The 22051-nt window shown below is 67.2% G+C and carries 17 protein-coding genes; 10 read left to right on the forward strand and 7 right to left on the reverse strand.

The window, feature by feature from the left end; translation table 11 throughout:
• Positions 1 to 18 precede the first annotated feature (18 nt).
• Together VH569_RS07985 and VH569_RS07990 are read right to left on the reverse strand one after the other, a co-directional pair.
• Positions 19 to 2409 (reverse strand): xanthine dehydrogenase family protein molybdopterin-binding subunit, encoded by a 2391-nt coding sequence (locus VH569_RS07985; RefSeq protein ID WP_423314859.1) that lies wholly within the window; start codon positions 2407 to 2409, stop codon positions 19 to 21.
• Positions 2410 to 2488: 79 nt separating this feature from the next.
• Positions 2489 to 2989 carry a (2Fe-2S)-binding protein gene (locus VH569_RS07990; protein WP_423314860.1) on the reverse strand — a complete coding sequence of 167 codons (501 nt, stop codon included), beginning with the start codon at positions 2987 to 2989 and terminating at the stop codon, positions 2489 to 2491.
• Positions 2990 to 3335: 346 nt separating this feature from the next.
• On the opposite strand from VH569_RS07990, the gene VH569_RS07995 reads away from it, so the two are divergent.
• The 5 genes from VH569_RS07995 to VH569_RS08015 all read left to right on the forward strand — a co-directional run bounded on the left by VH569_RS07995 (position 3336) and on the right by VH569_RS08015 (position 9842).
• Positions 3336 to 4310, forward strand: a complete 975-nt coding sequence (locus tag VH569_RS07995) for a TAXI family TRAP transporter solute-binding subunit (protein ID WP_423314861.1) — start codon at positions 3336 to 3338, stop codon at positions 4308 to 4310.
• A gap of 25 nt (positions 4311 to 4335) precedes the next feature.
• Positions 4336 to 6426 (forward strand): TRAP transporter permease, encoded by a 2091-nt coding sequence (locus tag VH569_RS08000; RefSeq protein WP_423314862.1) that lies wholly within the window; start codon positions 4336 to 4338, stop codon positions 6424 to 6426.
• Between the two features lies 1 nt (position 6427).
• Positions 6428 to 6805, forward strand: coding sequence for a DUF1850 domain-containing protein (locus VH569_RS08005; RefSeq protein WP_423314863.1), 378 nt, complete (start codon positions 6428 to 6430; stop codon positions 6803 to 6805).
• Positions 6806 to 6919: 114 nt separating this feature from the next.
• Positions 6920 to 8422, forward strand: a complete 1503-nt coding sequence (locus tag VH569_RS08010) for a sodium:proton antiporter (RefSeq protein ID WP_423314864.1) — start codon at positions 6920 to 6922, stop codon at positions 8420 to 8422.
• Between the two features lie 265 nt (positions 8423 to 8687).
• Positions 8688 to 9842, forward strand: coding sequence for an acyltransferase family protein (locus tag VH569_RS08015; protein ID WP_423314866.1), 1155 nt, complete (start codon positions 8688 to 8690; stop codon positions 9840 to 9842).
• 170 nt (positions 9843 to 10012) lie between these two features.
• On the opposite strand, the gene VH569_RS08020 is transcribed toward VH569_RS08015, so the two are convergent.
• Together VH569_RS08020 and VH569_RS08025 are read right to left on the reverse strand one after the other, a co-directional pair.
• Positions 10013 to 13135 (reverse strand): efflux RND transporter permease subunit, encoded by a 3123-nt coding sequence (locus tag VH569_RS08020; RefSeq protein ID WP_423314867.1) that lies wholly within the window; start codon positions 13133 to 13135, stop codon positions 10013 to 10015.
• The gene (locus VH569_RS08025; RefSeq protein ID WP_423314868.1) at positions 13132 to 14250 is read right to left on the reverse strand and encodes an efflux RND transporter periplasmic adaptor subunit; all 1119 of its coding nucleotides are present in this window, start codon (positions 14248 to 14250) and stop codon (positions 13132 to 13134) included. The genes VH569_RS08020 and VH569_RS08025 overlap by 4 nt, the downstream gene beginning before the upstream one ends.
• A gap of 90 nt (positions 14251 to 14340) precedes the next feature.
• Here VH569_RS08025 and VH569_RS08030 point away from each other — a divergent pair, with 90 nt between their 5' ends.
• Positions 14341 to 14973, forward strand: a complete 633-nt coding sequence (locus VH569_RS08030; RefSeq protein WP_423314869.1) for a TetR/AcrR family transcriptional regulator — start codon at positions 14341 to 14343, stop codon at positions 14971 to 14973.
• 6 nt (positions 14974 to 14979) lie between these two features.
• Here VH569_RS08030 and VH569_RS08035 read toward each other — a convergent pair whose 3' ends face one another.
• Positions 14980 to 16353, reverse strand: coding sequence for an HD-GYP domain-containing protein (locus VH569_RS08035; protein WP_423314870.1), 1374 nt, complete (start codon positions 16351 to 16353; stop codon positions 14980 to 14982).
• Positions 16354 to 16634: 281 nt separating this feature from the next.
• Between VH569_RS08035 and VH569_RS08040 the strand changes: the two genes are divergently transcribed.
• The gene (locus VH569_RS08040; protein ID WP_423314871.1) at positions 16635 to 17108 is read left to right on the forward strand and encodes a YchJ family protein; all 474 of its coding nucleotides are present in this window, start codon (positions 16635 to 16637) and stop codon (positions 17106 to 17108) included.
• 23 nt (positions 17109 to 17131) lie between these two features.
• On the opposite strand, the gene VH569_RS08045 is transcribed toward VH569_RS08040, so the two are convergent.
• Both VH569_RS08045 and VH569_RS08050 read right to left on the reverse strand, forming a co-directional pair.
• Positions 17132 to 17761, reverse strand: coding sequence for a YitT family protein (locus VH569_RS08045; protein ID WP_109049024.1), 630 nt, complete (start codon positions 17759 to 17761; stop codon positions 17132 to 17134).
• A 31-nt stretch (positions 17762 to 17792) separates the two neighbouring features.
• Complete coding sequence (locus VH569_RS08050; protein ID WP_423314872.1) at positions 17793 to 18965, reverse strand: amino acid aminotransferase; 1173 nt, start codon at positions 18963 to 18965, stop codon at positions 17793 to 17795.
• 193 nt (positions 18966 to 19158) lie between these two features.
• Here VH569_RS08050 and kynU point away from each other — a divergent pair, with 193 nt between their 5' ends.
• Genes kynU through VH569_RS08065 form a run of 3 tightly spaced genes read left to right on the forward strand, consistent with a single transcriptional unit; the run spans position 19159 to position 22030 of the window.
• Positions 19159 to 20352 (forward strand): kynureninase, encoded by a 1194-nt coding sequence (gene kynU / locus VH569_RS08055; protein ID WP_423314873.1) that lies wholly within the window; start codon positions 19159 to 19161, stop codon positions 20350 to 20352.
• Positions 20349 to 21200 carry a tryptophan 2,3-dioxygenase gene (gene kynA / locus VH569_RS08060; RefSeq protein WP_423314874.1) on the forward strand — a complete coding sequence of 284 codons (852 nt, stop codon included), beginning with the start codon at positions 20349 to 20351 and terminating at the stop codon, positions 21198 to 21200. The genes kynU and kynA overlap by 4 nt, the downstream gene beginning before the upstream one ends.
• Positions 21197 to 22030, forward strand: a complete 834-nt coding sequence (locus VH569_RS08065; RefSeq protein WP_423314875.1) for an alpha/beta hydrolase — start codon at positions 21197 to 21199, stop codon at positions 22028 to 22030. Before kynA ends, VH569_RS08065 begins: the two co-directional genes overlap by 4 nt.
• Positions 22031 to 22051 lie beyond the last annotated feature (21 nt).

The following is a 22051-nucleotide window of genomic DNA, read 5'->3' on the forward strand; positions in this document are numbered from 1 at the left end:
CCTTCTTCTTCGGCCGTCTTATTCCGCCGCCATGGCGGGGGCAGCGTCGCGGATCGTCCGCCAGACCTTCTCCGGCGTCGCCGGCATGTCCATGTGGGTGACGCCATAGTCGGACAGCGCATCCACCACCGCGTTCATCACGGCTGCGGCGGCGCCGATGGTGCCGGCCTCGCCGCAGCCCTTCACGCCCAGCGGGTTGTGGGTGCAGGGCTGGTCCTCGTGATAGCGCACGGTGAAGGATGGGACATCGTCCGCCCGCGGCATGCAATAGTCCATGTAGGAGCCGGTGACGAGCTGGCCAGACTCCTCGTCATAGACGCAGTTCTCGTACAGCGCCTGCCCGATGCCCTGGACCAGGCCGCCATGCACCTGCCCCTCGACGATCAGCGGGTTGATGACGTTGCCGAAATCGTCCACCGCGGCAAAGCTGACGATGGTGGTGACGCCGGTGTCCGGGTCGATCTCCAGCTCGCAGACATGGCAGCCGTTGGGATAGGTGAAGTTCTTCGGGTCGTAGAAGGCCTGCTCGTCCAGCCCCGGCTCCAGCTCGTCGAGCGGGAAATTGTGCGGGACGTAGGCCTGCAGGGCGATGTCGCCGATGCCCAGGCTCTTGTCGGTGCCGGCGACGGTGAAGCGGCCCTCCTTGACCTCGATGTCGGTCTCGGCTGCCTCCAGCATGTGGGCGGCGATCTTTTTCGCCTTGCGCTCCACCTTGTCCATCGCCTTCACCAGGGCCGAGCCGCCGACCGCGAGCGAACGCGAACCGTACGTGCCCATACCGAACGGGATCTTGTTGGTGTCGCCGTGGACGATCTCGACATTCTCGATCGGGATACCGAAGCGCTCCGCCACGATCTGGGCGAAGGTGGTCTCATGGCCCTGGCCGTGGCTGTGAGCGCCGGTGAAGACCGTCACCGAACCCGTTGGATGGAAACGGACTTCGGCGCATTCATAAAGTCCTGCGCGAGCACCGAGCGCACCGGCGACATTGCTGGGCGCGATGCCGCAGGCCTCGATGTAGGTCGCGAAACCGATGCCGCGCAGTTTGCCGCGCGCCTTCGATTCGGCACGACGCTGCTGGAAGCTGGGGTAATCGACCAGCGGCAGGGCGATGTCGAGATTCTTGGCGAAGTCGCCGGTGTCGTATTGCAGTGCCACCGGCGTCTGATAGGGCATCGCCTCCTTCGGCACGAAGTTGCGGCGGCGGATCTCGGTCTTGTCCATGCCCATCACGCCGGCCGCGACATCCACCAGCCGCTCGATCAGGTAGCAGGCTTCCGGCCGCCCGGCGCCGCGATAGGCATCGACCGGGGAGGTGTTGGTGAAGACCGCCTTGACCTCGGCATAGATCGCCGGGGTCTTGTACTGGCCGGCCAGCAGGGTGGCGTAGAGGTAGGTCGGGATCGACGGGGCGAAGGTCGACAGATAGGCGCCGAGATTGGCCAGCGTCGAGACGCGCAGCGCCAGGAAATTGCCGTCGGCGTCCATCGCCAGTTCGGCGTGACTGACATGGTCGCGACCATGGGCGTCGGTCAGGAAACTTTCCGAGCGGTCGGCGGTCCATTTCACCGGCCGGCCGACCTTGCGCGCCGCCCAGGTGACCACGGCCTCCTCGCCGTAATGGAAGATCTTCGATCCGAACCCGCCGCCGACGTCGGGGGCCACCACCCGCAGCTTGTGCTCCGGAATGCCCAGCACGAAGGCGCCCATCAGCAGGCGGGTGACGTGCGGGTTCTGGCTGGTGGTGGTCAGGGTGTATTCGCCGTTCGACTGGTCGTACTCGCCCATCGCCGCCCGCGGTTCCATCGCGTTCGGCACCAGACGCTGGTTGACCAGATCGATCTTCGCGACATGGGCGGCGGTGGCGAAGGCGGCGTCCACCGCCGCGTTGTCGCCGAGATGCCAGTCATAACAGACATTGTCCGGCGCATCGTCATGGACCAGCGGCGCACCGCCGGCGACCGCGCGGGTGGAGGATCCCACCGCCGGCAGTTCCTCGTAATCGACCACCACCATCTCGGCGGCGTCGCGCGCCTGCTCGCGGGTCTCGGCGATCACCACCGCCACCGCGTCGCCGACATAGCGCACGCGGTCGCGCGCCAGCGGGTAATGCGGAGGCTCTTTCATCGGCGAGCCGTCCTTGGAATGGATCTGCCAGCCGCAGGGCAGGCTGCCGACCTTGTCGGCCTCCATGTCGGCCCCGGTCAGCACGGCGACCACGCCCGGCATCGCCGCCGCGTCCGTGAAGTCGATGCCGAGGATGCGGGCATGGGCGTAGGGCGAGCGCACATGGACCGCATGGGTCATGTTCAGGCGCTTGAAATCGTCGGTGTAATTGCCGCGGCCGGTCAGAAAACGCTGGTCTTCGCGCCGACGCACCGAGGCGCCGATGCCATTGGGGTTCGCCATCTCGTGTTTCCTCCCACAGGAACGCTGAAGATGCGGAAATGCCTGATCTGCAATCTTTTCTGTTCTGGGCGTTTCGCCCTTATTCGGCCGCCACCGGCGTTGCCCGTGCTCCAGCCATCGCTTCGGCACCCGCTTTCACCGCCTTGACGATGTTGTGGTAGCCGGTGCAGCGGCAGATGTTGCCCTCCAGCCCTTCGCGGATGTCGGCTTCGGTCGGGCTAGGGTTCTCGCGGACCAGATCGACCGCGCTCATCACCATGCCCGGCGTGCAGAAGCCGCATTGCAGGCCGTGATGTTCGCGGAAGGCGGCCTGCATCGGGTGCAGCGTGCCGTCGGCCGCCGCCAGACCTTCGATGGTCATGACGTCCGCCCCGTTGGCCTGGACGGCCAGCGTGGTGCAGGATTTGACCGACCGGCCGTCGACATGGACGACGCAGGCGCCGCACTGGCTGGTGTCGCAGCCGACATGGGTGCCCGTCAGGCCAAGATGCTCGCGCAGGAAGGCGACGAGCAGTGTGCGCTCCTCCACCTCGCGCGAGACCGTCTTGCCATTGACGGTCATCGAAACGGTACAGGACATCGGTTTTCCTCCCGCTGGCTGAAGTCTGGCTTGCAGTCGTATGGCGTGCAGTTGGGACTTATCGCTGTCGATTGACGCGCCGTCGGCCGAAGCCGTGGTGGTGTCCGCTTCGGTCGGCGGTCTTGTGCCACAAGGATAGGGGGTGTCTGCCCTTCGAGGTCAAGGAGCCTGTGCATGGCTTGGCCGAAAGAATGGCATTGCAACCATCGTTATGTCGGATTGTACGTACTGGCGCGCAATTTTGTGGCGCGTTACAGTGGGTTGGGGCTGCCCACGCTCTGTGGGCCTACGAATAAATCCGCCCGGCAACGATTCGGGCACGGCAATGATGACGGGGAGAGCCACCATGAATCGCCCATCTGTGAAGCGTCGCGTCCTGGCCCTGTGCACGGCCGCGGGCTTCGGCATCGGTCTTGGCTTCGCCGCACTTCCGGCGCAGGCGGAGGCCTTCATCACCGTTCTGACCGGCGGCACCAGCGGCGTCTATTACCCGCTGGGCGTGGCGCTTTCCAACGTGTACGGCAAGGCGCTGCCGGGGGCGAAGGTGACGGCGCAGGCGACCAAGGCGTCTGTCGAGAACCTGAACCTGCTCCAGGCCGGCCGCGGCGAGATCGGCTTCACGCTGGGCGATTCGCTGAGCGATGCCTGGAAGGGCAACGAGGAGGTCGGCTTCAAGCAGAAGCTGGACAAGCTGCGCACCATCGCCGCCATCTATCCCAACTACATCCAGGTCGTCGCCGCCAAGGAATCGGGAATCAAGACGCTGGCCGACCTGAAGGGCAAGCGGGTGTCGGTCGGCGCGCCGAAATCGGGGACGGAGTTGAACGCGCGGGCCATCTTCGGCGCTGCCGGACTTGCCTACAAGGATTTCGCCAAGACCGAGTATCTGCCCTTCGGCGAGTCGGTCGATCTGATCAAGAACCGGCAGCTCGACGCGACGCTGATTTCCGCCGGCCTCGGCGTGGCGGCGATCAAGGATCTGTCCTCGTCCCAGGAGATCACCGTCGTCAGTATTCCGGCCGAGCTGGTGCAGAAGGTCGGCGATGCCGCCTACATCACCGAAACGATCCCGGCCGGCACCTATCCGGGCCAGACGGAGGCCGTGCCGACCGCCGCCGTGCGCAACCTGCTGGTCAGCCACTCCGGCGTGTCCGACGATGCGGCTTATGCGATGACGAAGACGCTGTTCGAGAATCTCGACGCGCTGGCCGCCGCCCATGTCGCCGCCAAGCAGATCAAGCTCGACCAGACCGCCACCCAGTCGCCGGTGCCGCTGCATCCGGGCGCCATCAAGTACTTCAAGGAAAAGGGCTTGATGTAAAAAACCGATGGGCGGAGAAGCCGTGGTGAGCGCAAACAAGAATCAGGCGGACTCCGAGATCCGCCAGGCCATCGACCGGGAAAATCCGGCGACGGTGGCCGCATTCGAAGGGTTCGACGGGCGGGCGGTCTTCGTCATCGCCGTCGCCTTCTCCGCCTTCCAGATCTGGACCGCCGCCTTCAACCCGGTGTCCACCATGGTGGTGCGGGCGGTCCATGTCGGTTTCCTTCTGCTGATGACCTTCACCCTGTTCGGCTTCCGCCAGACGGCGGAGCGCAGGCGGGTTCCCTGGTACGACTGGCTGCTGGGCCTGACCGCCTTCGGCGTCGGCCTTTACCATTATGTGTTCGAGGTCGACCTGATCCAGCGGGCGGGCGATCCCAACACCACCGACCTGATCGTCGGCACCATCGCGGTGGCGCTGGTTTTCGAGGCGGCCCGGCGCATTATGGGGCTGGCGCTGCCGATCATGTGCGGTGTCTTCATCCCCTATGCCCTGTTCGGCCGCCACCTGCCCTTCGGGCTCGCGCACCGCGGCTACGACCTCGATCAGGTGATCGACAATCTGTACCTGTCGACGGAGGGGCTTTACGGCACGCCGACTTTCGTGTCGGCCAGCTACATCTTCCTGTTCATCCTGTTCGGCGCCTTCCTTGAGCGCGCCGGCATGATCAAGCTGTTCAACGATGTGTCGCTCGGCCTCGTCGGCCATGCCAAGGGCGGACCGGCGAAGGTGGCGGTGATCTCGTCCGGCCTGATGGGCACCATCAACGGCTCGGGCGTCGCCAACGTGCTGACCACCGGGCAGTTCACCATCCCGCTGATGATGCGATTCGGCTACCGCCCGGCCTTTGCCGGTGCGGTGGAGGCGACGGCCAGCATGGGCGGGCAGCTGATGCCGCCGGTGATGGGGGCGGCCGCCTTCATCATGGCGGAGACCATCGGCGTGCCCTACAGCGAGGTCGCCATCGCCGCGGCAATTCCCGCCATCCTCTATTTCGGCAGCGCCTTCTGGATGGTCCATCTGGAGGCGGGGATGCGCAATCTCGTCGGGCTGCCCAAGGACCAGTGCCCCAGCGCGCTCCGCGCCGTGATTGAGGGCTGGTACCTCATCCTGCCGCTGGCGGCGCTGATCTATCTGCTGTTCTCCGGCTTCACGCCGCTGTTCGCGGGCGTCATCGGCATCGCGGCGACCGCTGCGCTGATCCTCGGCACCACCATCGTCGGCACCATCGGGCCGATGGCGTTGCGCGTCGCCTTCTGGGTCGCGGTCGGGATGGTCGCCGCCGGCCTGTGGAAGCTGGGGTTCCGGACGGAGCATCTGGCCTTCACCATGGTCGTGCTGCTGATCGTCCCATGCCTGCTGTTCAAGGGCGGCCGGCAGACGCTGGTGCTGGTGGTCAACAGCATCGCCGACGGCGCCAAGAACGCGGTCGGCGTCGGCGTCGCCTGTGCGCTGGTCGGCGTGCTGATCGGCATGATGACGCTGACGGGGCTCGCCTCCAGCTTTGCCTCGACCATCGTCGACTGGTCGGGCGGCAATCTGCTGGCGGCGCTGGTGCTGACGATGATTGCCTGCATCGTGCTGGGCACCGGCCTGCCGACGACAGCCAACTACATCATCACAGCGTCCATCGCGGCGCCTGCCCTGCTGACCATGGGCGTGCCGCTGATGGTCAGCCACATGTTCGTCTTCTATTTCGGCATCATGGCCGACCTGACCCCGCCGGTCGCCCTGGCGGCGCTGGCGGCCTCGTCGATCTGCAAGGCCGACCATATGGAGATCGGCTGGATCGCGACGCGGGTGGCCATGGCGGGCTATGTCGTGCCCTTCATGGCCGTCTACGATCCGGCCCTGGTGCTGCAAGGCGGGAGCTGGCTGGCGGTGGCCTATGTGTTCGTCAAGGCCTGCGTCGCCATCGCCCTGTGGGGGGCCGCCACCATCGGCTTCTTCTGGACGCCGCTGTCGCTGGTCGCCCGCCTCTATGCCGCGGCGGCCTCCTTCCTGTTCATCGTGGCTCTGCCGCTGACGGACGAGGCCGCCTTCGTCATGACCGTCCTGTTCCTGCTGTGGCAGCACCGGCGCCGGAGCGTGCCGACCGCCGCCGCGGCCTGAGGTGGGCGGTCTCTGCCTGTTCGCCCTCAGCGGCGCGCTGCTGGCGTCGCTGCCGGGGGCGGCCTTCACCCTGTCCTGGACCCACTCCATCGAAAAGACGGAGTGGCGGGAGCAGTGGACCGTCGAAGCCGGACGCTTGCGCTTGGTCGAGGCCCGCATCCGTGGCACCGGTGCGGGGATGGAGCCCGGCCCGGATGCCCGGATGACCGCGGATGGCTGGATGGCCTGGAGGCCGGACCTGCCGCCGCAGGACAGCGTCACCCTGGCGGCATCCGGGTTCACCGCAGAGCATCGGCTTTGTGTGGGCGGTGACTGTCGGCGGCTCTCCGGCTGGACGGGGATCGCGGATCGGGCAATCACCCTGCGGGCCTGCCCATAGGGCCGGCGCATACCCGCATACGAAAGTTTGTGTCGCCGCTGCCCCTTCCGGCTTGGCTTACGCTGCGTCAGTCCGCATACTCCCGTTCCTTTCGCCAGCCTATTTTCCGGACCGATGACCAATTCTCCAACGCACCAACGCCGCCCATCCATCTTCCCCACCGTTCTCCCAGCCTTTCTCTGGGGGGCACTCGCCGTCGGCGGCGTGCTGCTGGGCACGCATGGGGTGCAAGCCGCGGAGGTGGCGGCGGAGGTCGCCCATGCCGGCGTGCCGCATCTGGACGGGCGGTTGATGAGTGCGGCGTGGGTGGTGCCCTTCGCGGGGATCCTGCTGTCGATCGCGCTGTTCCCGCTGCTGGCGCCGATGGTCTGGCACCATCATTTCGGCAAGATTTCGGCGGCCTGGGCCCTGGCCTTCCTGGTTCCCTTCGCCGCGACCTTCGGGGTCGAGCTTGCCACTTACGAGCTGCTGCACACGGTCCTGCTGGAATACATCCCCTTCATCGTTCTGCTGACCGCGCTGTTCACGGTGGCGGGCGGCGTGCGGCTGGCAGGGTCGCTGGTGGGGACGCCGATGGCCAACACGGTCGGGCTGGCGCTGGGCACCGTGCTTGCCAGCCTGATGGGGACCACCGGCGCCTCGATGCTGCTGATCCGCCCGCTGCTGCGCGCGAACGAACATCGGCGCCACAAGGTCCACACGGTGGTCTTCTTCATCTTCCTGGTGTCGAATGTCGGCGGGTCTCTGACCCCGCTGGGCGACCCGCCGCTGTTCCTTGGCTTCCTGAAGGGCGTCGATTTCTTCTGGCCGACGGTGCATCTGCTGGCGCCGATGGGCTTCCTGGCCGCGCTGCTGCTGGTCATCTACTTCGTCCTCGACCTCTTCCTGCACACCCGCGATCCCGGCAAGCACCCGCTGATCGAGGGCGTGCACGAGCGCGAACCGATCCGCATCGAGGGCAGCGTCAACCTGCTGCTGCTGGTCGCCATCGTCGGCGCGGTGCTGCTCAGCGGCATCTGGCATCCGGGAGTGGGCGTCACGCTGTATCATGTGCCGGTGCCGCTGGAGACCATCGTGTCGAATCTGCTGCTGCTGGGCATCACCGGCCTGTCGCTGGCTCTCACCAGCAAGCAGAGCCGCCGCCTGAACGGTTTCAGCTGGGGTCCGATCCTGGAGGTGGCGAAGCTGTTCGCCGCCATCTTCCTGACCATCATTCCGGCCATCGCCATCCTGCGGGCCGGCACCGACGGTGCGCTGGGCGCCATCATCTCCGCGGTGAACGAGGGCGGCAAGCCGAACCCCGCCGCCTATTTCTGGGCGGCCGGCATCCTGTCCAGCTTCCTCGACAACGCGCCGACCTACCTGATCTTCTTCAACACCGCCGGCGGCGACGCGAAGGTGCTGATGACGGATCTGTCACTGACGCTGACCGCGATCTCGGCCGGTGCGGTGTTCATGGGTGCCAACAGCTATATCGGCAATGCTCCCAACTTCATGGTCAAGGCGATTGCCGAGGAGCGCGGCGTCGCCATGCCCAGTTTCTTTGGCTATATGGCGTGGTCCTTCGGCATCCTGGTGCCGCTGCTGGGGCTGACCACATTGGTCTTCTTCCTGTAACGGTCCTCAATCTGTAACAGCCTGCAACGAAACCAATCGTCACCTCCGCCGTTAACCCGCACTGGGGCCGCCTTTCCGTCCGACATCGGACGGGTCTCGCGCGGCGTAATGGCTGGAGGGTGACGTGGTTTCGATGGGTCTCGGCTGGAACATGGGTGCGGGCTTCAAGACGGGACGGCCGATGACCGCGCCCAGGCAATCTTGCTCGGACCAAGTCCCATCGGCGGGGCAGGGTCCATCGGTCTGAGCGGCCGGAGCCTGCGCCATGAGCACGCAGACCAACCCCGGCCACCTCCACTCCCTGACCCCGTTGCGCGGCATCGCGGCCTTGTGGGTGGTGCTGTACCACTACAGCTTCCAGTATTTCCCCAACCTGCACCCGGACAGCTACACGCATCTGGTGCAGAAGGGCTATCTGGCCGTCGACCTGTTCTTCATGCTCAGCGGCTTCGTGCTGACGCATGTCTATCACGGCACCTTCACGGACTCGGTCGGCGACAAATATTGGAGCTTCCTGCGGGCGCGCATCGCCCGGCTCTATCCGCTGCATCTGGCGGTCCTGCTGCTGTTCGTGGCGACGGCGCTGGCCGTCCGCGCGGTGGAGTACGCCGCCACCGGCAGCTTCCCGGCAATCCCGCTGAAAGGGGCTGAATCGGTCTGGGCGCTGGTCGCCAACCTGTTCATGCTCCAGGGCCTCTATGCCAGCATGCTGAGCTGGAATTACCCGGCCTGGTCGATCAGCCTGGAGTTCATGGCCTATCTGGTCTTCCCCTTCGCGCTGCCCTGGGTCTGGCGGTCGAGCGGCCGGACGCAGGCCCTGCTGGCGGTCGGTGCGCTGGCGACGCTCTTCGCGCTGGCCTGGACGACGCAGGACAATCTGAACCAGTGGGACGGGCCGCAGACCCTGCTGCGCTGCCTGCCGGAATTCCTGCTGGGCACCCTGCTGTACAGCGCCTTCCGCAGCGGGCTCGCCGCGTCGGTGCTGTCGAGCGACCTGACGATGGCCGGGGTGGTGGTGGCGATCCTGCTGCTTCTGCACACCGGCGGGCCGGACCTGCTGGCCGTGCCCCTGTTCGCCCTGCTGATCCTGGCGGCCGTCGCCAACCACGGCCGTGCCGCGGGCATGCTGAATGTCCGGCCGCTGGTCTGGCTGGGCGACGTGTCCTATTCGCTCTACCTGATCCACGGCTTCGTCGAATATGCGACCACGCGGCTGTTGGGACTGGGGCTCGGCATCCATGACCGCAAGGCGTTGCCGGGCAGCTGGTCGATGGCGCTCATGCTGGCGATGGTCACGGCTTGCCTGTTGATGGCCGGCCCGGCCTATCGCCGGATCGAGGTTGGCGGGCGCCGCCTGCTGCGGGAGGGCCCGAGCTTCGGCCGGCTGACGCTGGCGACGGCGGGCAGGCGGGTAGACTGAGGCCAAAAAAAATGCGCCCGGGGGCTGAGGCCGCCGGGCGCAAAGGCACAGTACGAAAGAGGATCATCAGCAGTGATGATGCAATCGGGAGATCGATTGTGGCGCCACCCTGTCATGGACGACACGTGCGCCCCTTGACCGCGGTCAAGCTTGAGCAAAAGAGTAGGGCATCAATCTCCCAACGCCGGCTTCGGCAGCGCGCCGCTCAAGCCGTTGTCCTCCACCTCCTCCCTTTCCGGCCGGGGCACGCGGAACCATGCCGCGTAGAGCGCCGGCAGGAAGAAGATCGTCAGCACGGTGGCACCGGCCAGACCGCCCATGATGGCGACGGCCATCGGCCCCCAGAAGACGCTCTGCGTCAGCGGGATCATGGCGAGGATCGCCGCCGCTGCCGTCAGGGCGATGGGGCGGGCACGGCGCACCGTCGCCTCGACGATGCTCTCCCAGCGGGACCGGCCGCTGCGGATGTCCTGCTCGATCTGGTCGACCAGGATGACCGAGTTGCGCATGATGATGCCGGCCAGCGCGATCACGCCCAGCATGGCGACGAAACCGAAGGGCAGGTTGAACAGCAGAAGCGAGGCGGTGACGCCGATCAGCCCCAGCGGAGCGGTCAGCAGGACCATGAACACGCGCGAGAAGCTCTGCAATTGCAGCATCAGCGTGGTGACCATGATCAGCAGCATCACCGGCATCATGGCGTTGATCGAGTCCTGGCCCTTGGCGCTCTCCTCGATGGCGCCGCCCATGGTGATGGCGTAGCCGTCGGGCAGGGTGGCGCGCAAGGCGTCGAACTGCCCGTTCAGCTGGGTGCTGACCACCGGGGCCTGCAAGCCGCCGGTCACGTCGCCCTTGACCGTCATCGTCGTCTCGCGCGCCCGGCGCCACAGCACCGGCTCCTCCAGCTCGTAGCGCACGGTGGCGACCTGGCTCAGCGGCACGGTGGTGCCGCGGCTGGTGCGGATGTTCAACTCGCCCAAGCGGGAGAGGTCCATCCGCTCCTCCGGCGTGGTGCGCAGCAGGACGCCGATCAATTCGGTGCCCTCACGGTACTGGGTGACGGACATGCCGTTCAGCAGCAGTTGCAGGGCGTTGGACAGATCCTGCTTCGACACGCCCAGCGCGCGGGCCTTGGCGGTGTCAACCTCCAGCCGGATGCGCTTGGACAGCTCGTCCCAGTCCAGATGGACGTTGGCGGTGTTGGGGTGGGCGCGCATGGTGTCGCGCACCTGATAGGCAATCTTGCGGATGGTCGCCGGGTCCTCGCCGGTGACGCGGAACTGCACGGGGTAGCCGACCGGCGGGCCGTTCTCCAGGCGGCCGATGCGGACGCGGGCGGCCGGGAAGTCGGAGTCCAGCGTCGGCTCCAGCCGCTGCATGAAGTGCTCGCGCTCCTCCAGCCCCTTGGTCATCACCATGAACTGGGCGAAGTTGGCCGACTCCAGCTGCTGGTCGAGCGGCAGGTAGAAGCGCGGCGACCCACCGCCGGTGTAGGCGACCCAGTAATCGACGTCCGGGTCCTTGGCCAGCACCGCCTCCATCCGCTTGACCTCGGCCGCCGTCGCCTCGAAGGAGGAGCCTTCGGCAAGCCGGACGTCGATCAGCAGTTCCGGCCGGCTGGCCGACGGGAAGAACTGCTGCTGGACATGGCCGAAGCCGACGAGCGAGGTGACGAAGGCCGCCACCGTCACGCCGATGGTGACCCAGCGCGCCCGCACGCAGGCCTCGATCATGCCGCGCAGGATGCGGTAGGCGCGGGTGTCGTAGATGTCCAGCTCGTGCCCGTCCGGCACCACATGCTTGGGCTTGGGCAGCAGCAGCCAGCCGAGATAGGGGGTGAAGATCACCGCCACCACCCAGGACAGCAGCAGCGACAGCGCCACCACCCAGAAGATCGAATTGGTGTATTCGCCGGCGGCCGAGGCTGCGAAGCCGACCGGCACGAAGCCGGCGGCGGTGACGATGGTGCCGCTCAGCATCGGGAAGGCGGTGGAGGTGTAGGCGAAGGCGCCAGCCTTCAGCCGGTCCCACCCCTGTTCCATCTTCACCACCATCATCTCGACCGCGATGATGGCGTCGTCCACCAGCAGGCCGAGCGCGATGATGAGGGCGCCCAGCGAGATGCGCTGCAGGTCGATGTGCAGGATTTGCATCGCCACCAGCGTCATCGCCAGCACCAGCGGCACCGCCAGCGCCACGACGATGCCGGTCCGCCAGCCCAGGCTGACGAGGCTGACCAGGATGACGATGCCCAGCGCCTCGGCCAGCGATTCCGTGAATTCGCCGACGGAATGTTCGACCACCTTCGGCTGGTCGGCGATCTGCACCGCCTCCAGCCCGACCGGCAGTTCGGCGCGGACCTTCTCCATCGCGACGTCGAGCTGTTCGCCAAGCTTCAGCACGTTGCCGCCCTTCGCCATGACCACACCCAGACCGATGGCGTCGCGACCGTTGTAGCGCAGGGTGTAGCGCCGCGGTTCGACATAGCCGCGCTTGACCTCCGCCACGTCGCCGATGGTCAGCAGCCGGCCGCCGCTCTCCACCGGGATCGCGCGCACCGCCGCCGCGGTGTCGAGGCCGAGGTCGAGGCGGACATAGACGCGCTGAGATTGGGTATCGACGTCACCCGACGCGGCAATGGCGTTCTCGCGCTGGAGCGCCTGGATCACCGAATCGACCGGCAGACCGAAGCTGGCGAGCCGCTGGCTGGAGATCTCGACATAGACGCGCTCCTCCTGCGGGGCGATCAGGTCGATCTTCTCGACACCCGGCAGTTTCAGCAGGCGGGCGCGGGCCTGTTCGGCCACCTTCTTCAGTTGGGCGGGAGTGAAATCCTCGCCCATGAAGGCGTAGATACCGGAATAGACGTCGCCGAATTCGTCATTGAAGAAGGGACCGACCACGCCGTCGGGCAGGGTGTAGCGGATGTCGCCGATCTTCTTGCGCACCTGATACCACAGGTCCGCCACCAGCTTCGGCGGGGTGGAATCCTTCAGCTGGACGAAGATCACCGACTCGCCGGGCTTGGAATAGCTGCGGGCGACATCGTAGTAGGGCACCTCCTCCAGCTTCTTTTCGATGCGGTCGGTGACGAACTGCTCGACCTCGCGCGCGGTGGCACCCGGCCATTGCGTGCGCACCACCATCACCTTGAAGGTGAAGGACGGATCCTCCGCCCGGCCCAGGGTCTTGTAGGCCAGCGCCCCGGCCAGCACGCTGGCGAGCATCATGAACAGCACCAGTGTGCGGTGGGCCAGCGCCCAAGCCGACAGGTTCATGCGGGAGTGGTTCATCGTGCCGGCTCCGTCCAGACGCGGACCTTCTGGCCGGCGTCGAGCTTGTGCACGCCGGCGGTGACGACGCGCTCACCGTCCTTCAGCCCGCCGCCGATCAGCGCGAGGTCGCCGGCATAGGCGGCGACGGTGACGGGGCGCAGCTCCAGCCGGTCATCCGGCGCGGACAACACCCACACCGCCGGCTTCTGCTCCCGCTGGGCCAAGGCGCTCAACGGCAGGCGGGCGATGGGAGCGCCATGGTCGGCGGCGGCGATGACGGTCGCGGTCATGCCGAGCTGGACCGTGGGCGGCGGATCGGTCAGCGTGATCTTCGCCTGGAAGGTCCGGGTGTTGGCGTCGGCGCTGGGCGAGACCTCGCGCAGGCTGCCGGCGATGCTCCGGCCCGGATGCGACCACAGCTCCACTGCCAGCGTCTGGCGGGGCAGGGCGGCGACGCTCTGCTCGGGGATGTTCACCACGGCCTCCAGGCTGCCCAGCCGGGCGACGCGCAGGGCGGTCTGGCCGGATGCGACGACCTGTCCCGGCTCGATCAGCGTCGCGGTGACGATGCCGGCCTCGTCCGCCACCAGCGTGGCATATTGGGCGGAGTTGTCGAGGACGCGCAGCTGCGCCTCGACCTCGCGCACCTTGGACTCCGCCTTGTCCAGCGTGGTCTTGCGGCGGTCGTATTCCTGGCGCGTGGTCCACTCGCCCTGGCGCAGGGTGGCGTAGCGCTGGAAATCGCTGCGGGCGTTGGCGGCGTCGGCCTGGGCGGAAGCGAGCTGCGCCTGCGATGCGCGGATCTGCAATTGAAGATCGGTGGGGTCGAGGCGGGCCAGCGGCATGCCGGGTTCGACGCGGGTGCCGACCTCCACCAGCCGGGCGGTCACCTTGCCGCCGACGCGAAAGCCGACATCGGCCTCCACCCGCGGGCGGATCACCGCCGCGTAGCGCACGCTGTCGACCAGCGGTTCCAGCGTGACGGTGGCGACGCGGACCGGACGCACCTCTGCTTCCGCCGGGGTGGAGGCGGACTGCGTTTCGTTGCAGCCGGCAAGCAGGCCCGCCACCGTCAGAAGCGCCGTTGTCGCCATGACGGCGGACGCGAGCCGCCTTTCGCGGAACAGGGCCATACCACGTCTCCCCACTGGACTGGACTGTATCGTACTGTTACCGTCCTACTCCGGCCCCCAGCCAACGTCAAGAGTGAACGGTACAGTTCAGTGCAGTCATCGGAGCAGAAAGCGTCCCACCCCGCACCGTCGCTCGACGCGAAGGCGGAACAGATCGTCGCCGCCGCGCGGGAGGTGTTCCTGGAACTCGGCTATGCCGCCGCGTCGATGGATCAGGTCGCGCAGCAGGCTCGGGTGTCCAAGACGACGCTTTACACCCGCTTCCCATCGAAGGAAGAGCTTTACACCGCGGTGATCTCCGCCGAGTGCGAGCGGCGCGGCCTGCGCTTTGCGCCGGACATGTTCGACGGGATGCCGTTGCGCGATGTCCTGGTCCAGGTCGGCCGCCGCTTCACCGACCTGCTGTGGTCGGATGCGGCGATCCGTGTCCATCAGGCGGTGGTGGGAGAGGCGACGCGGATGCCGCTCGCCGCCCAGCTCTATTTCCAGGCGGGGCCTGAGCAGGGGATCGCCAATTTCGTCGCCCTTTTCACCCGGCTGAACGACCGCGGTGCGATCGCCACCGACGATCCGGCCTTCGTCGCCCGGCAATTCCTGTCCGCCATGCAGGGCGGTGCTTATTGCCAGCTGGTACTCGGCCTTTGTCCGGTACCGACGGAGGAGGAACGCCATGCCTTCGTCGACAAGGCGGTTGACCTGTTCCTGCGCGGACTCGCCGCGTGACTCTGGTTACGCCAGCTTGAAATAGCGCGTCACCAGTTCGCGCAGCTCCTCCCGTACCCCATCGTCGCCAAGGGCGGTCAGCCGCTCGTGCAGGCCGGCGGCGATGGCGGTGAAGCGGGCGAGCACCGCCGGGTCGAAATGCCGGCCGGCGCCCTCGGCCAGAATGTCCATGGTCGCGGCGTAGGACATCGGCTCCTTGTAGGGGCGGCGCGAGGTCAGCGCGTCGAACACGTCGGCGACGGCGAAGATGCGGGCGGCAATCGGGATCGCCTCTCCCGCCCGGCCGTTGGGATAGCCCGACCCGTCGAATTTCTCGTGATGGCCGCCGACCACATCGGCCGCGTCAGCCAGCCAGTCGGACGAGCCGACGATGTCCAGCCCATGGACGACATGGGTCTTCATCACCGCGAACTCCTCGGCGTCCAGCTTGCCGGGCTTCAGCAGGATGCTGTCGGGAATGGCGATCTTGCCGACATCGTGCAGGAAGGCGCCCTTCACCAGCTTGCGGATCGCCGCGTCCTCCACCCCCAGCGCCTCGGCCAGACGGATGGCGAGGACCGTCACCCGGTAATTGTGGGCGTTGGTGTCGCTGTCGCGCTTGGCGATGGCGCTGCCCAGTGCGCTCAGCATGCCGATGTTGGCGTCGAGCAGGCCGCGCGACAGCCGCAGGATGCCCCGGTTGTAGGAGCCGAAGATCGGCAGGAGGACGAGCGCGGTCACAAGAACCGACAGCGAGGAAACGGCGACGATGGTGGCGGTGTCGCGCAGGATCTCATGGGACCGGCGGGATGAAAGCTGGAAAACGCTTTCGAAATAACCGAGCAGCCGACCGTCGGAATCGAGCAGTGGCTCCATCGTCTGGATGAAGATCTGTCCGTCCATCGTGAAGCGGTCGTAAATGGAATCCCCGTCGGTGGGGAAGCCATGCCGGGTGGCGGACATCCGCTGTTCCGCCCATTCCGCCCCGGACGCGATGTATTCGGCCGTCTTCCGCTGTTCCGGGGTGTAAAGCTCCGCGACGATGAAGCGGCCGTCACCATGGTTCAGGCGCAGTCCGTTGCGGCTGGCCATGAAATGTTGCAGCGATGCCTCCAGATCGGAATCGGCTGCACCGGCGGCCAGCGACGTGCGGGTTTCGGTGAGAAAAGCCGCCGATTCTTCCCGCGCCAGTTCGACCACCCGGTTATCGGCAATCTCGACTTCGACCAGAAAGGCGACACCGCCGACTGCGAGCGCCAGGAACAGGGCGATGCCGGCCAGACGCAGCAGAACCGTGCCGGGGGTGGGCAGGCGCATCGCCGCCACGTCGGAATGGCGGTCGGGCACTGTTCTGAAAAGCAGGCTGAGACGCCGCCGCTCGCCCTTTGCCGTCATCGTCATGCCCGTCCGCAACTTTCCTGTCAGCAACGTCTCTGTCTGCGCGCTCATCGCCATAATCCGTTTGCAGCATATCCAGGGCGCAGGGCAGGCCGATCTGGACGATGCCGATACCAGGCGTCACTATTGCCGGCCGCGCCGCGCACGGATCGAGACCTGGTTCCCCCTGCGGGAATCCAGCCTCCGCCCCAGAATCCGGCGGGAAATGTTGAGACGGCGTTAAGTTTTGCCGGGCACTGTGCCGCAGGCCGTTTCTCGATGCTCATGGAAGGAGCCGTTTCGTGATGTCCGTCTGCCCCTGCGGTTCCGGTCTGGCCTTCGACCGCTGCTGTGGCCCCATCCTGGCGGGGGACCCCGCCCCCAGCGCGGAAGCGCTGATGCGGTCGCGCTACACCGCCTTCGTTCGCCGCGACATCGACCATATCGAGCGGAGCTGCGTGCCGGAAACCCGCGCCACCTTCAGCCGTGCCGATGTGGAGCGGGTGGCGGACGAATGCGACTGGGGTCCGCTGACCGTCATGAAGGCGGAGGAGACCGGCGATGATGGGACGGTCGAGTTCTTCCTGACCTTCCACCGCGATGGCGAGGAGTGGCCTTTGCATGAGCGGTCACGCTTCCGCCGCGTCGACGGCCGCTGGTTCTATGTCGACAGCGTCCTGAACCCGAAGGATCAGCCGCGCCGCGTGGTGAAGGTCGGCCGCAACGATCCCTGCCCCTGCGGCTCGGGGAAAAAGCACAAGGCCTGCTGCGGGCGCTGACCGGCGCCCGCAGCGGTCGCCCCTCAGCTGATGCCGAGATAGCGCCCCGGCTTGTGGTTGATCGCCAGCGTGACGTTGACGATGGTCGCCCCCAGCACCGACAGCAGAAGCCGGTCCGGCGCCAGGACGAAGAAGGCGCCGGCCAGGATCGCGAAATCGACGCCCAGCTGGAAATAGCCGGCGCGGATGCCGTAGGTCTCCTGCAGATAGATCGCCAGGATGTTGACGCCGCCCAGACCGGTGCGGTGGCGGAACAGCATCAAGAGGCCGGTGCCGCACAGGCCGCTGCCCACCACGGTGGCATAGACCGGGTCCAGATGGGTGAAGCCCACCCACTGATCTGTCAGGCGTGAGAACAGCGTCACCAGCGCCACGGCGATGAAGGTGCGGGCGGTGAATTTCCAGCCCAGCCGCTTCCAGGCCAGCCAGTAGAAGGGCAGGTTGATCGCGAAGAAAAGGATGCCGAACTGGACCTTGGTGACATAGCTCAGCAGCAGCGCCAGCCCGGCGGTGCTGCCGGTCAGCAGCATCGTCTTGGAATAGATCAGCATGCCCAGCGCGATGAACAGCGTGCCCATCAGCATGGCGAGCGCGTCTTCATAGAGCTGGTGACGCTCCGCCGCAGCGGGCGGAGCCTGGAGGGTCGCGGCCATCGTCGTCTGTCCCCGGATCAAACCACAGGGCTCAGCGGAGAGCGGCGAACTTCGCCACCACATCGTCCACCTCGGCCGTCTTCAGGCCGGCGATGTTGATGCGGCCGGAGGTCGGCATGTAGATGGCATGGTCGGCGCGCAGGCGCAGCACCTCCGCCTCGGTCAGCGGCAGCAGCGAGAACATGCCCTCCTGCTCCGCCACCGCGGCCAGGGCGGGGAAGGCGCCGGCCAGACCGGCGGCCAGCTTGCGGCGGATGCCGGCGATGCGGGCGCGCATGACGTCCAGTTCCGCAATCCAGTCGGCGGTCAGGGCGGCGTCGCTGAGGATGGTGCGGACGACGGCGGCGCCATGGTCGGGCGGCATCGAATAGCTGGTGCGGGCCAGCGCCATCAGGTTGGACTTGGCGAGATCGGCGGCGGCCGGTGCCGCAGCGACGGCGAAGATGGCGCCGGTGCGCTCGCGGTAGAGGCCGAAGGACTTGGACGAGGACACGGCGACCAGCGTTTCCGGCACGACGCCGATCAGGTGGCGCAGCCCCTCGGCATCCTCGTCCAGACCGCGGCCGAAACCCTGGTAGGCAAGGTCGACCAGAGGCAGGACGCCGCGCGCCTCCAGCACCGTCGCCAGTTCCTTCCACTGGTCGAGCGACAGCAGAGCGCCGGTCGGGTTGTGGCAGCTGCCGTGCAGCAGGGCGACGTCGCCGGGCTGCGCCGCCTCGAACGCCGCGATCATGCGGTCGAACAGCACGGTCTGGCCGGCGGTGTCGAAGAAGGGATGGCTGACGACCTCGAGGCCGGCGGCGGCGAAGATGCCGACATGGTTGGGCCAGGTCGGCTGGCCGACCAGCACCCGCTTCGACCCGCCGCGCAGGACGAGGTCGGCCGCCAGCCGCAGCGCGCCCGACCCGCCGGGGGTCTGCACGCCGGCCGTGGCGACCTTGGTTCCGGCGGCCCCGCCGACCAGCGACCACAGCCGCTCCAGATAGCCGGCGTCACCTTCCAGCCCCAGATAGGCCTTGCTGTCCTGCCCGTCGAGCAGCAGCCGTTCAGCCGCTTTCACCGCGCGGAAGACCGGGGTGCGCCCTTCCTCGTCCCGGTAGACCCCGACGCCGAGATCGACCTTGCCCGGCCGCGGATCCTGCTTGTACAGCCCGATCAGGGCGAGCAGGGCATCGTCGGGCTGGCGGGAAAGCGCGTTGAACATGGCGGTTCGTCCGGTCCTTGGTGATGGGGAAGGCAGGGGTGACAGCCGGCTGGTCCGGCCGGTGCGATCCTCCACTTTCGCGGCCTCCGGGACAATGATGAATTCATATCGTCTGATACGCTTAAACATCGCAACAATTTGCAATGGCAGCGATTGCCGGGCATCCTTTGCCGGGGAAGGAGCAGGCAGATCGATGACCGATTTTCAGAAGACCCGTGCCCGTTTCCGCATTCCCGACGGCGTGATCTATCTCGACGGCAACTCGCTGGGACCGCTGCCCATCGGGGTGGAGGAGCGGGTGGCCCGCACCCTTGCCCAGGAATGGGGCGGCCAGCTGATCCGCGGCTGGAACAGCGCCGGCTGGATGGTGCAGCCCGGCAAGGTCGGTGACCGCATCGCCCGGCTGATCGGCGCGCCGTCCGGCAGCGTGGTGGTTGGCGATACCCTGTCGATCAAGGTCTATCAGGCGCTGGCCGCGGCACTGGCGATGCGGCCCGACCGCCGGGTGATCCTGTCCGACAGCGGCAACTTCCCCACCGACCTCTACATGGCGGAAGGGCTGATCGAGACGCTGGGCCGCGGCCATGTCCTGAGGGTGGTGGCGCCGGACGAGGTGGAGGCGGCAATCGGCGAGGATGTCGCCGCGTTGATGCTGACCCAGGTCGATTACCGGACCGGCCGGTTGCACGACATGGCGGCGCTGACCGCCAAGGCCCATGCGGTGGGGGTGGTGACGGTGTGGGACCTTGCCCATTCCGCCGGTGCACTGCCGGTCGATCTGGCCGGTGCCGGGGCCGACTTCGCGGTCGGCTGCACCTACAAATACCTGAATGGCGGACCGGGGGCCCCGGCCTTCATCTATGTCGCGCCGCAGCATACGGCGACGGCGCGGCCGGCCCTGTCCGGCTGGATGGGTCATGAGGCGCCCTTCGCCTTCGATCCCTCCTACCGTCCCGGTGCGGGGGTGGAGCGCATGCGCGTCGGCACACCGCCGGTGATCGCGCTGGCGGCCCTCGACGCAGCGCTGGATGTGTGGGACGAGGTCGAGATGACCGACATCCGCCGCACCTCCATCGCGCTGTGCGACCTGTTCATCGAACTGGTCGAGGCGCAGTGCCCGATGCTGGAGCTTGTCTCCCCGCGCGATGGTAACCGGCGCGGCAGCCAGGTGTCGTTCCGCCATAGCCAGGGCTACGCCATCATGCAGGCGCTGATCGACCGCGGCGTGATCGGCGACTTCCGGGCGCCGGATGTGCTGCGCTTCGGCTTCACGCCGCTCTATATCGGCGAGGCCGAGGTGCGCGGCGCCGTCGATGTGCTCAAACAGGTGATGGATGGCGGGCTTTGGGACCGGCCAGACTACCACAGGAAGGCGATGGTGACATGAGCGGGCAGGATACGAAGAAGCCCTACGATCCGGCGGCGGAGGGTGCCGAGATGGCTTTCGACGGGCGGATGTCCTATGGCGATTATCTACAGCTGGACCGCATCCTCGGTGCGCAGACTCCACGCTCTACGGCCCATGACGAGATGCTGTTCATCGTCCAGCACCAGACGTCGGAGCTGTGGATGCGGCTGGCCATCTATGAAATCCGCGCCGCCCGCGAGGCGATCCGCGAGGACCGGCTGTCGCCCGCCTTCAAGATGCTGACCCGCGTCGCCCGCATCTTCGAGCAGCTGAACTCGGCCTGGGACGTGCTGCGGACGATGACGCCCAGCGAATACACCCGGTTCCGCGACGATCTCGGCCAGTCCTCCGGCTTCCAGTCCTACCAGTACCGGGAGATCGAGTTCCTGCTGGGCAACCGCAATCCGGCGATGCTGCGCCCCCATGCCCACCGGCCGGACATCCATGCCCTGCTGGAACAGGAGCTGTCGCGACCCAGCCTGTATGACGAGGCGCTGCGCCTGCTCGCCCGCAACGGCATTCCGGTTCCGGCCGACGTGCTGGAACGCGACGTGTCGCAGACCCACCAGCCCCATGACGGCGTGACCGAGGCATGGCGGATCGTCTATCAATCGCCCGAAGCCCATTGGCCGCTCTACGAGCTTGCCGAGAAGCTGGTCGATTTCGAGGATTACTTCCGGCGCTGGCGCTTCAACCATGTCACGACGGTGGAACGGGTGATCGGCTTCAAGCGCGGCACCGGCGGGACCGGTGGCGTGTCCTACCTGCGCAACATGCTGGCGGTGGAGCTTTTCCCGGAACTCTGGCGGGTGAGGACGGTGCTGTGACGGAACTGCGCAGGATCGCGGATTGGGACGACGCCTACAGCAACGGCGCCCACATCCCCGGCGGCGACGCCTACCCCGCACGCTGGGCGGAGCGGGCCGCGGCCTTCCGGACCGAACTCGGGGTTGCCGGACGGGCGGAGCTTGACCTGCCCTATGGCGAGGGGGAGCGGGAACGCTACGACCTGTTCCGGCCGGAGGGGACCGCCAAGGGCACCTTGGTCTTCGTCCATGGCGGCTATTGGATGGCCTTCGACAAGGCGCGCTGGTCGCATCTGGCTGCCGGGCCCCTCGCCCAAGGGTGGGCGGTCGCCATGCCCAGCTACACGCTGTGTCCCGAGACACGGATCGCCGGCATCACCCGGCAGATGGCGCGGGCGGTGGAGGTCATCGCGGGGGCGGAGGCCGGGCCGCTGCGCCTGACCGGCCATTCCGCCGGCGGCCATCTGGTCAGCCGCCTCGTCTGCGCGGACGCCCCGCTGTCGGACGATGTCCGGGCGCGGGTGGAGAATGTCGTCTCCATCAGCGGGCTGCACGACCTGCGCCCGCTGCTGAACACCCGCATGAACGCCACGCTGCGCCTGGACGAGGCGGAGGCCGTGGCGGAAAGCCCGGCGCTGCTGCGCCCGCAGCCCGGTATCGGCATCACCTGCTGGGTCGGGGCGGCCGAGCGGCCGGAGTTCGTCCGCCAGACGGAGTTGCTTGCCAACATCTGGCTTGGGCTGGGAGCGGCGACCGGGTTGCGGCTGGCCGCGGGGCGGCATCACTTTGACGTCATCGACGATCTGGCCGATCCGGAGTCCGATCTGGTCGCGGCGTTGCTTGACTTTTAGCGCATTCCGCCGGGGCGGAGA

This window comes from Azospirillum sp. 11R-A, from assembly GCF_049472615.1.
Taxonomy (GTDB): domain Bacteria; phylum Pseudomonadota; class Alphaproteobacteria; order Azospirillales; family Azospirillaceae; genus Azospirillum; species Azospirillum palustre.